Source organism: Tenacibaculum sp. MAR_2009_124 (assembly GCF_900105455.1).
Lineage (GTDB): Bacteria > Bacteroidota > Bacteroidia > Flavobacteriales > Flavobacteriaceae > Polaribacter.
Genome location: NZ_FNSF01000001.1, coordinates 1683795 through 1695369, shown reverse-complemented (window position 1 = coordinate 1695369; position 11575 = coordinate 1683795). Strand labels below are relative to the sequence as shown.

Annotated in this window: 9 protein-coding genes; 6 read left to right on the top strand and 3 right to left on the bottom strand. The window is 37.8% G+C overall.

The window, feature by feature from the left end; all coding sequences use genetic code 11:
* Positions 1 to 413: 413 nt before the first annotated feature.
* From BLW23_RS06530 to BLW23_RS06505, 6 genes are all read left to right on the top strand, one after another.
* Positions 414 to 692 carry a Calx-beta domain-containing protein gene (locus BLW23_RS06530; RefSeq protein ID WP_176829766.1) on the top strand — a complete coding sequence of 93 codons (279 nt, stop codon included), beginning with the start codon at positions 414 to 416 and terminating at the stop codon, positions 690 to 692.
* A complete protein-coding gene (locus BLW23_RS06525; RefSeq protein WP_093668389.1) occupies positions 646 to 1275 on the top strand; it encodes a hypothetical protein in 630 nt (209 codons plus the stop codon). Before BLW23_RS06530 ends, BLW23_RS06525 begins: the two co-directional genes overlap by 47 nt.
* Positions 1268 to 1504 carry a hypothetical protein gene (locus BLW23_RS06520; RefSeq protein WP_093668388.1) on the top strand — a complete coding sequence of 79 codons (237 nt, stop codon included), beginning with the start codon at positions 1268 to 1270 and terminating at the stop codon, positions 1502 to 1504. The genes BLW23_RS06525 and BLW23_RS06520 overlap by 8 nt, the downstream gene beginning before the upstream one ends.
* Positions 1505 to 1557: 53 nt before the next feature.
* Positions 1558 to 5844: a T9SS type B sorting domain-containing protein gene (locus BLW23_RS06515; RefSeq protein ID WP_093668387.1), complete on the top strand. Its 4287-nt coding sequence runs from the start codon at positions 1558 to 1560 to the stop codon at positions 5842 to 5844.
* Between the two features lie 361 nt (positions 5845 to 6205).
* Positions 6206 to 7129 (top strand): PorP/SprF family type IX secretion system membrane protein, encoded by a 924-nt coding sequence (locus BLW23_RS06510; protein ID WP_093668386.1) that lies wholly within the window; start codon positions 6206 to 6208, stop codon positions 7127 to 7129.
* Between the two features lie 30 nt (positions 7130 to 7159).
* Positions 7160 to 9079, top strand: coding sequence for an OmpA family protein (locus BLW23_RS06505; protein ID WP_093668385.1), 1920 nt, complete (start codon positions 7160 to 7162; stop codon positions 9077 to 9079).
* An 89-nt stretch (positions 9080 to 9168) separates the two neighbouring features.
* Here the strand turns inward: BLW23_RS06505 and BLW23_RS06500 are convergent, their stop codons facing one another.
* Genes BLW23_RS06500 through BLW23_RS06490 form a run of 3 tightly spaced genes read right to left on the bottom strand, consistent with a single transcriptional unit; the run spans position 9169 to position 11574 of the window.
* On the bottom strand, positions 9169 to 10281 hold the full coding sequence (locus BLW23_RS06500) for an ABC transporter substrate-binding protein (RefSeq protein ID WP_093668475.1): 1113 nt from the start codon (positions 10279 to 10281) through the stop codon (positions 9169 to 9171).
* Between the two features lie 10 nt (positions 10282 to 10291).
* Positions 10292 to 10819 carry an alpha-ribazole phosphatase family protein gene (cobC, locus tag BLW23_RS06495; RefSeq protein ID WP_176829765.1) on the bottom strand — a complete coding sequence of 176 codons (528 nt, stop codon included), beginning with the start codon at positions 10817 to 10819 and terminating at the stop codon, positions 10292 to 10294.
* On the bottom strand, positions 10804 to 11574 hold the full coding sequence (locus tag BLW23_RS06490) for an adenosylcobinamide-GDP ribazoletransferase (RefSeq protein ID WP_317039306.1): 771 nt from the start codon (positions 11572 to 11574) through the stop codon (positions 10804 to 10806). Before BLW23_RS06490 ends, cobC begins: the two co-directional genes overlap by 16 nt.
* Position 11575: the final 1 nt, after the last annotated feature.

The window sequence follows — 11575 nt, the reverse complement described above, 5'->3', positions numbered from 1 at the left end:
AGGAACAATCACTGATTTAGGTGATAGTGCACCAACGATCAGCATAGATGATATTACGGTTGTGGAAGGAAGCACCGCAAACTTACCGCTACCTTAAGCAATCCCTCACAATATGATGTTACTTTTGATGTAACAACGAGTGATGGTAGTGCAGTAGCCCCAGGCGATTATACTGCTCAAAGTAGTGCAAGTTATACGATTACCGCAGAAGTACTACCGTAACGATTCCAGTGGTAACGATCAATGATACTACGTACGAACCAACAGATGAGACCTATACCGTTACAATGAGTAACGTAAGTATTGGATCAACTCCAGCAGAGGCAATTAACAACGACTGATTTAGTAGGAGCAGGAACAATTACTGATTAGGTGATAGTGCTCCAACCATTAGCATAGATGATATTACGGTTGTGGAAGGAAGCACCGCAAACTTTACCGCTACCTTAAGCAATCCCTCACAATATGATGTTACTTTAGATGTGACCACATCTGATAATACTGCGCAAGTAGGAGCAGATTATTTGGCTCAGACTAGTGTGGGTTATACAATTCCTATTGGAAGTACAACAATAACGATTCCGATAACAACGATAGACAACAATGTCTATGAAATTAGTGAGACTTATAATGTGTTGATGAGCAATGTCAGTATTGGCTCACCAACACCTGAAAACCATAACCACTACTGATTTACAAGGAGAGGGAACGATTACAGATAATGATGTGAATGATCCATGTTTACCAGATGCAACAGATAGTGATGGTGATGGCGTATGTGATGCGATAGATCCCGATCCAAGTGATCCATGTAATCCAGATAATACAGATGCGGATGGTGATGGCGTATGTGATACGATTGATCCAGACCCAGCAGATCCATGTAATCCAAACAATGTAGATTCAGATAATGATGGGGTATGTGATACGGTAGATCCTGATCCAACGGATCCATGTAGTCCAGACAATACCGATGCAGATGGCGATGGTGTATGTGATACAGTAGATCCTGATCCAGCGGATCCATGTAATCCAAATAGTGTAGATTCAGATAATGATGGTGTTTGTGATACGGTAGATCCCGATCCAACGGATCCATGTGTACCAGATAATACAGATGCAGATGGTGATGGCGTATGTGATACCGTAGATCCAAACCCAACGGATCCATGTATACCAGATAATACCGATGCAGACGGCGATGGGGTTTGTGATACAATAGATCCAGATCCAACGGATCCATGTAGTCCAGACAATACCGATGTAGATGGGTGATGGTATATGTGACACCGTAGATCCCGATCCAAGTGACCCATGTATTCCAGATAATACCGATGCAGATGGCGATGGTGTATGTGATACAATAGATCCAGACCCAACAGATCCATGTAATCCAACAAGTGCAGATACTGATGGCGATGGTGTATGTGATGCTATCGATCCCGATCCAAGCGATCCATGTAGCCCAGATGCTACGGATGCAGATGGCGATGGCGTTTTGTGATACAATAGATCCCGATCCAACCGACCCATGTAATCCAACCAGTACCGATACTGATGGCGATGGCAATTTGTGATGCAGTAGATCCTGATCCAAGTGATCCATGTAGTCCAGATGCAACAGATGTTGATGGCGATGGTATTTGTGACGCAATAGATCCAGATGTAACAGATCCATGTGGTCCAGAAGATTTGGATAGTGATGGCGATGGTGTTTGTGATAGTGTAGATCCTGATCCAAGTGATCCATGTGTACCAGATGCAACGGATGCAGATAATGATGGCGTATGTGATAGTGTAGATCCCGATCCAGCGGATCCATGTAATCCAAATGGACACGATGAGGATGGCGATGGCGTATGTGATGCAGTAGATCCAAATCCAACGGATCCATGTGTACCCGATGCAACAGATAGTGATGGCGATGGTATCTGTGATAGTGTAGATCCAAACCCGACCGATCCATGTATTCCAAACGGACATGATGAAGATGGTGATGGTGTTTGTGATGCCGTAGATCCAAACCCAACGGATCCATGTATTCCAAATGGAATAGATGCGGATAATGATGGCGTATGTGATAGTATAGACCCAGATCCAGCAGATCCATGTAATCCAAATAGTAATGACGAAGATGGCGATGGTTATTGTGATGGAGTAGATCCAAATCCAACAGATCCATGTATTCCAGATGCAAGCGATGCCGATGGCGATGGTATTTGTGACACGATAGATCCCGACCCAAATAATCCATGTAATCCAGATAGTGCAGATGAAGATGGTGATGGTTATTGTGATGCAATAGATCCGAATCCAACAGATCCATGTATTCCAGATGCAACAGATGCGGATGGCGATGGTATTTGTGATACGATAGATCCCGATCCAAATAATCCATGTAACCCAGATAGTGCAGATGAAGATGGCGATGGTTATTGTGATGCAATAGATCCAAATCCAACCGATCCATGTATTCCAGATGCAACAGATGCCGATGGCGATGGTATTTGTGATACGATAGATCCTGATCCAAATAGTCCATGTGATCCAAATGCATTAGATACCGATGGCGATGGCGTATGCGATACAGTAGATCCTGATCCAACAGATCCATGTAGTCCAAATGGAGCAGATACCGATGGCGATGGCGTATGTGATGCGATAGATCCAAATCCAACGGATCCATGTATACCAAATGGAACAGATGTAGATGGCGATGGTATTTGTGATACGGTAGATCCAGATATAACAGATCCATGTCCAATAGGAGCACCAGATGCGGATGGCGATGGTATTTGCGATGCAGTAGATCCCGATCCAGCAGATCCATGTGTTCCAAATGGAACGGATAGTGATGGCGATGGTGTTTGTGATAGTGTTGATCCTGATCCAAATGATCCATGTAGCCCGGATAATACAGATGCAGATGGCGATGGCGTATGTGATACAATAGATCCCGATCCAGCGGATCCATGTAACCCAAATAGTAGTGATGAAGATAATGATGGCGTTTGTGATAGTGTAGATCCAGATCCAACAGACCCATGTAACCCAGATAGTGCAGATGCAGATGGCGATGGTATTTGTGATACAGTAGATCCCGATCCAGCGGATCCATGTAATCCAAATAGTAATGATGAGGATAATGATGGCGTTTGTGATACTGTTGATCCAGATCCAACGGATCCATGTGTACCAAACAATACAGATGCAGATGGCGATGGAATCTGTGATACGGTAGACCCTGATCCAGCAGACCCATGTAATCCAAATAGTAATGATGAGGATAACGATGGTGTATGTGATACAGTAGATCCCGATCCAACAGATCCATGTATACCAAATAACACAGATGCAGATGGCGATGGTGTATGTGATACAGTAGACCCAGATCCAGCAGATCCATGTAATCCAAATAGCAATGATGAGGACGGTGATGGCGTATGTGATACAGTCGATCCAGATATAACAGATCCATGTAGCCCAGATAGCGCTGATGCAGATGGTGATGGAATCTGTGATACGATAGACCCAGACCCAGCAGACCCATGTAATCCAAATAGTAATGATGAAGACGGTGATGGCGTTTGTGATACGATAGACCCAGCACCAAGTGATCCATGTATACCGGATAACACGGATGCAGATGGCGATGGTGTATGTGATACGGTAGATCCCGATCCAACGGATCCATGTATACCTAATGCAACAGATATAGATAATGATGGCGTTTGTGATACAATAGATCCCGATCCAACCGACCCATGTAATCCAAATGTAACGGATAGTGATGGTGATGGCGTATGTGATGTGATTGATCCGAATCCAGCAGATCCATGTATCCCAAATCCATTTGCAATAGCCACAGGGGATTGTGATGGTGATGGAATAAGCAATGGTTCAGAATATGATGCTGATGGCGATGGAAACGGACCAGATGACTCAGATGGAGATGGTATTCCAGATGTCTTAGATACTGATGATGATGGCGATGGAATTCCAACCAGCGAAGAGGTTGGTACTGATCCAACGAGTCCAACTGATACAGATGGTGATGGAACACCAGATTATCTAGATACCGATAGTGATAATGACGGAGTATCCGACCTTATAGAAGGCGGAGGCGATCCTAGTCTAGATACTGATAATGACGGTGTGATTGATGATCAAACCGATACCGATGGCGATGGACTGGCAGATTCAGTAGATCCAGATAATGGAGGAACTGCATCAACAGGACCAGATACCGACGGCGATGGACTTCCAGATTACCAAGACCTAGATAGTGATGGCGATGGTATCAATGATGTAGATGAAGCAGGAGGAACAGATAGTGACGGAGATGGTCAAATAGACACAGGAGATTTAGTAGATGGAAACAATCTACCAGACACTGATGGCGATGGAACTCCAGATGTAATAGAACCAAATAATGATGCTTTACCAGGAAGTTTAGATGCCGATGGCGATGGCGTAATTGATGATCAAACTGATAGTGACGGTGATGGTATTGCAGATTCTGTTGATGGTTTAGATGGTTTCGGAGATGCCTTGACTACCGATACCGATGGAGATGGTATCGAAGATTTATATGATCTAGATTCTGATAATGATGGAATCTTAGATAGTGTAGAACAAGCGGGCGATCCAAATAGAGATACCGATGGCGATGGTATTCCAGATCATTTAGATTTAGATAGTGATGGCGATGGTATTTCGGATCTAATAGAGAGTGGCCAAGATGCAGCGACACTTGATGCCGACGGCGATGGAGTACTTGATAGCACAATAGATGCCGATAACGATGGTATTGTAGATACAGCTGATAATGATGATAATGATGTAGCTGCAGGCGGAAGCACTGATCCAGTAGATACCGATGGCGATGGTAATCCAGATTTCCAAGATCTAGATAGTGATAATGATGGTATTTCGGATTTAGTAGAAAGCGGTTCAGATCCTAATTTAGATATTGATAATGATGGTAAAATAGATAGTACCACGGATAGTGACGGTGACGGTATGGTAGATTCAGTGGATCCAGATGATGGAGGAAGTTCTCCTGATGTCACTGATACTGATGGCGATGGTACTCCAGATTATCAAGATTTAGATAGTGATAACGATGGTATTAGCGATCTTCAAGAAGGAGGAAGTGATACCTCACTGGATAGTGATGGTGATGGTATGATCGATGATGTTACCGATACCGATGGCGATGGTATGGTAGATTCAGTGGACCCAGATAATGGAGGCGATGTACCTGATACGCCAGATTTAGATGGTGATGGAACAGCAGATTACCAAGATGTAGATGATGATGGCGATGGTATCTTAACCTTAGAAGAGGATGTTGATGGCGATGGAGATCCAAATAATGATGATACTGATGGCGATGGTATTCCAGATTATTTAGATACCGATGATGATGGTGATGGTATTGATACGGTTGACGAAAATGCAGACAATAATGGAGATGGTACTCCTGACGATGCCTTAGATACCGATGAGGATGGGACCCCAGATTATTTAGATCCAGATACTTTAGAGTGTTTGACTGTTTACAATGAGTTTACACCAAATGGAGATGGTCAGAATGATACGTTTGTCATTTCATGTATTGGAGAAGAGATGTATAAGAACAACCGCTTGGAAGTTTATAACCGTTGGGGGAATCTAGTGTATAGTAAAAATAGGTATGACAATAGCTGGACAGGAGAATCTAATGGACGCTTAAATGTTCAGGTAGATGAGCAGTTACCATCGGGAACTTATTATTATGTAATAGATTTAGGCAATGGTACTAAACCAAGAACAGGTTGGATTTATATAAATAGAGATTAATCTAAAACTATAGATGTTAAATGATGTTTAAAAAAGAAATAAAAACAAATTATTAACTTATATGCTCAAAAGTGATTTTAGAAATGTTCGGTTTCTAGAGTGCTTTTGAGCATAAGAGTATACAAAAAGAAATAAAGGAAGGTAGTGAAAGAGTGCTCTATTAGACGAAGCAACAAGTTGTTTTATCGAAGGATATTTGGATATTATCGCCCTCGATAAGAATTATACTAGGTAAAAAATTACTTTAGTCCATAAGGGAACTATCGATTTTAAAGAGAAGTTTTGGGAATGAAGTATTGAAAAGGAGATGTTTAGTATGATATTTAGACAACGATTAAGATAAGATCAAAAGTATAAAAAGATGAATAAGATAGTACAGAATCTGTTAATACTAAGTTTAGTAATAAGTAGTATTACCCTTTACGGCCAACAAGATCCTCATTTCACGCAGTATATGTTTAATACAATGAGTGTGAATCCTGCATATGTTGGATCTAAGGGACATGGAGTAATTAATTTATTAGGTCGCGCACAATGGGTAGGAGTTGAAGGAGCACCTCAAACGCAAACCTTGAGTTATGATACACCAATAGGTTATAGTGGTGTTGGATTAGGAATTAATTTAGTAAATGATGTCATAGGACCATCACGAGAGACTTACTTAGATGCTAATGTATCTTATACGGTTCGTACTACCGATGAAGCTAATTTAGCCTTTGGGATGAAATTAGGAGGACGTTTTTTCAATATTGATTGGACTAAGGGAATCTATCGCGATAAAGATGATTTACAATTGGCCTCACCGATTAATAGGTTTTTACCGACCATAGGAGCAGGAGTTTATTATTACACCAACAATTGGTATGTAGGATTGGCTGTACCCAATATTTTACGTACCGAGCATTATGATGATGTAAGTGGAGGCGGAAGTGTTGCAGTAGAACGTATGCACTACTTTTTTATAGCAGGATATGTATTTGATTTAAGTGAGAGTATAAAGTTCAAGCCAGCTTTATTAACTAAGGTTGTAAGTGGCGCACCATTATCCTTAGATGTTTCTGCAAACTTTTTGTTTAATGAGAAGTTTCGAGCAGGAGTTGCTTGGCGTTGGGATGATTCTATAAGTGCTTTATTAGGATTTCAGGTAAGTAGATCATTACAAATCGGCTATGCATATGATTTAACAACATCGAATTATAGCAATTACAATTCAGGGACACACGAGGTTTTATTACGATATGAAATGTTTAGACCTCAAACAGTGAAATCACCAAGATTTTTTTAATAGAAGATAAGGAAACAAAAACAGGAGAATATGAAACGCATCATTGTTATACTGTTATTATTAGGAGTTTGTTTTACCAGTTATGGTCAACGTCGTTATGCGGCCGATCGTTACTTTAAAGAATTTGCCTATAGTAAATCAGCAGAATTATATCAGCAGCTATATGATAAAGGAGATCAGTCTTACCAAGTTATCAGTAGGTTGGCGGATTCTTATTATTTTACATCCTCTTATACAAAGGCCGAAGGTTCATATAAGAAACTGATGGAGCAGTATGAAGGAATAGCTTCACCAGAGCATTTCTTTCGATATGCTCAGGTATTAAAGAGTAATGGGAATGTAGCAGAATCAGACAAATGGCTACTTAAATTAAAGAATTTAAAAGGAGATGATAGCAGGGTGTTGGCTTTAGAGGCCAATAAGCAATACTTTTCAGAATATACTAACAGACCCAAAACTTATGTAAATATTCACAATTTGGCAATCAACACAAAATATTCAGATTTTGGAAGTTTTGTTGATGGAGGCTACTTATATTTTTCATCAACCAGAGCAGATTCAGAGAATAAGAAATTATACAAATGGAATAATCAGCCATATTTAAATATCTATAAATCTGAAGAACAACGGTTACAAGAAGGAGGGAGTTTGGATGTAGGCGCTTCGGAAAAAATAGAATCGTTAAGTAGTAAGTTCCATGAATCGAATGCTATTATTAGCAAGGATGGAACTACATTGTATTTTACTCGAGATAATGCTTCAGGAGATATAGAGAAGACAGCTAAATTAAAGATTTATCGAGCCAAAAAGCAATATGATGATACTTGGGGAGCAATAGAAGAATTACCTTTTAATAGTGATGATTATTCATCAGGTCACCCTTCATTGAGTGCTGATGAGGGAGCACTTTATTTTGTATCAGACATGCCAGGCGGTTATGGAGGAACGGATTTATACCAAGTATCGATATCAGAAGATGGAATTTTTGGAGAACCGGAGAATTTAGGAAAAACCATTAATACAGAAGGAAGAGAGATGTTTCCATATATTGGATCGAACAATCGCTTATATTTTGCCTCTGATGGACATTTAGGATTAGGAGCTTTAGACATTTTTGAAAGTAAGTTGGAAGGATTAGGTTATGGAGAACCTGTAAATTTAGGAGCACCGATCAATGGTCCTTTAGATGATTTTAGTTTTATTATAGACAAAGACCGAAAGGCGGGCTATTTTTCATCGAATAGAGAAGGAGGAAAGGGAGATGATGATATTTATAGTTTTAGAATTTACCAATGTAAAGAGGCTATTAGCGGAGTTGTTAGTGAAAACAAAACAGGCACTCCAATCTCAGGAGTATCAGTACGATTAATCGATGATAAAGGAGAACCGATTTCGGAACAAATTACAAGTTCAGATGGAGGATATAGCTTTACAGAAATAGATTGTGAGCGCAAGTATATTGTGGTAGCATCCAAACCTGAATATCTTCAGAATCAGTTAGAACAAACTACTTTAGATATTGATAAGAAACAATTACAAGCAAACATTGCTTTAGAATCATTAATAGTGGAAGATCAAATCGTAATCAATCCCATATATTTTGATTTCAATTTAGAGAGTATAAGAGCAGATGCGGAATATGAATTAGAACATATTGTAAGTGTAATGAAATCCTATCCAGAAATGATCATTCGAATAGAATCACATACAGATAGCAGAGGAACTTCAGCATATAATAAAAGTTTATCACAAAGAAGAGCAAATTCAACAAGAGACTATATTGTATCAAGAGGAATTTCCTTAAATAGAATAGAAAGCGCTGTTGGCTATGGAGAACGTCAGTTATTAAACAACTGCGGGGAAGATTGCACAGAAGAAGAGCATGAACAAAACAGGCGATCTTACTTTTTTATAGTCAAGGGAGCTGATAACGTTAAATCGAGTAATTAATAAAACTCGTCGTTAGTCTTATCTTAGAACAAACAAAATCATGATGTTATTTTATACAATAGTATCATGATTTCGCTTAAATTTAAATACTATTTTAATTTTCCGAAAAAGGTAAGATTATAATTAGGTAAAAGGGAGGGATTGGTAATTTTAATAAAATCTTTTAAAACCAAGTCGGGTCTCATAGGAGATAATTCAAAATACAATAAACCCCCTGTTTCACCTTTTTTGTGAGCAATAGTATAAACATTATTATCATTAAAAGATTTAAATTCTTTAAAATGAGGATTGGAAGCACTTAATTGATCCTTTGTTTCATATAAGCCACAATTTAACCAGTAATTTGCATTTTTTCCTTTTTCAAGGACATTTTCAAAGTTAAGTTGTAAACTACCCGTTCCTTTACTTTCTTTCCAAGTATAATTTAAATTACTATCTTTTAAAAAATTAGCAAAATAGCTTTCTCCGGCAGGAACATTCCAAACATCTTTAAACATGCTTCCAGATATTACGGTAGGAGTATTTTTGATATTTCTAACAAGAGATTTAACTCGCAAATACTCGCTTTCTATTCTTGAAAAAATACTATCGGCTTCTTTTTCTTTGTTGTATAAAGCTCCGAAAAACTTAATCCATTCTGCTCTCCCTAGAGGTGTTTTTTCCAACCAATCACCATTAAAGACTATAGGAATTCCTGTTTTTTTAATGGTATTGTATAATTTACTGTTAGGGTGTAAGGAAAAACCAATAACAATTTGTGGTTGTAAATCAAGAAGTTTTTCAGTATTCATATCTTGTTCCAACCCTAAATCGATAACGTTTCCATTTTTTATTCTATTTCTAGTTTTTCCTGATGAAATGTATTTTGTGTGAGGAAAACCAATCAATGATGTTTCAACATTCAAAGATTCAAGCATTGGAATATGAGTAGTACTTGTTGCGACTACAGTTTCAACGGGAACTTTAATTTTATTTTGAGTTATATCTGATTTATCTGCAAGGATATATGTGAATTGTTGATCGGAATTTTGAAAGACCTTTTTTATAATTAACCTTTTTTCTCCATTTTTATTGATGATATCAAATCCTTTAGCATATTTTATTTTGGAACTAGATAATGTTGTTTGCGTATTGTTTTTAGATTTTTCCTTACATTGAAATAAGGAAAAAGCAAGAACAAAAAGAAGTAAATGATTTTTCATGTTTCGTTTGTTAAACATTTAATTTTATAATAGCTCCATAAGGAACTTCAAGGTTAAAAGAATCTTTTAAGGGAATATCATTGACAAAAGCGTTTATACTTCTAATTACTCCAGCATGTGTAACTATAATAGCCTTTTTTATACCTTTATTTTTTAATTCTCTTAAGAAATTTGAAGTTCGACCAAACATATTAATATATGACTCTCCATTTGTAGGAGTTATATTTACGAAATCATTCATCCAAACATCTAGTATTTCCTTATCGATATCATTCCATCGTTTTAGCTCCCAACTTCCAAAGTTTAATTCTTTCAAACGATCATCGAAAATAATATTTTTAGATAACTTTTTCGCTAATAGTGTGCATCGTTTTAACGGGCTACTATATAATATATCGTTGTCATCAATTTCTCCAAGTGTATCTTTAATAATTATAACTTCTTCTTCAAAACTATCTTCAACGTCAATATCCGACTGTCCATAACAAACTCCCTTATCAATTTTAGGAGTGGTGTGTCTAATTAAAATAACTTCCATACAATTAATAAGCTTAAATAAAATATAACTTCTGCTACTTGTTGCAATGCACCGGCACAATCTCCAGTTTGTCCTCCTATCCATTTTTTGAAAAAACGACCCAAGTATAAATAAGTGAGGAGTAAAGGAACCAATACCAAAAGCACATAGTAATTATTAAAAAAAAACAAAGGAACGATACCAAAAAGAATTGATATTATTAAAGATTTAGTACTCATTTGTTTTGTAGTAGGTTTCACTTTTGAACTATCATTGTCTCTTACATATTCATGCGTAAAAAGTAATATAGTGGCTATTGTCCTACTAACACTATGACCAGAAATAATGGCAATAACAATATTAACAGAATTATTATTCAATTCAGAAAGAGACAGATATTTTAATCCTAAAATAGAGATCAGACCTATAACCCCGAAAGTTCCTAATCTAGAATCTTTCATAATTATTAAAATCTTTTCTTTAGTCCATCCTCCACCAAAACCATCACAAACATCAGCAAAGCCATCTTCATGAAAAGCCCCCGTTATCCAAACAGAACTAATCATACTTAAAAGAATTGAAATATTTGGAGGGAAAATAAAAGAAGCACTGTAAAAAGTAAGAGCAGCGATAGATCCGATGAGTATTCCTACTAAAGAAAAGTAACGGCTACTTTTGTTCAAAATATCCCCTGAATGATCTACCCATTTTGGACAAGGAATTCTTGTAAAAAACAAAACAGCGGTTAAAAAGTAATGAATTTGCCTCTTTATCATA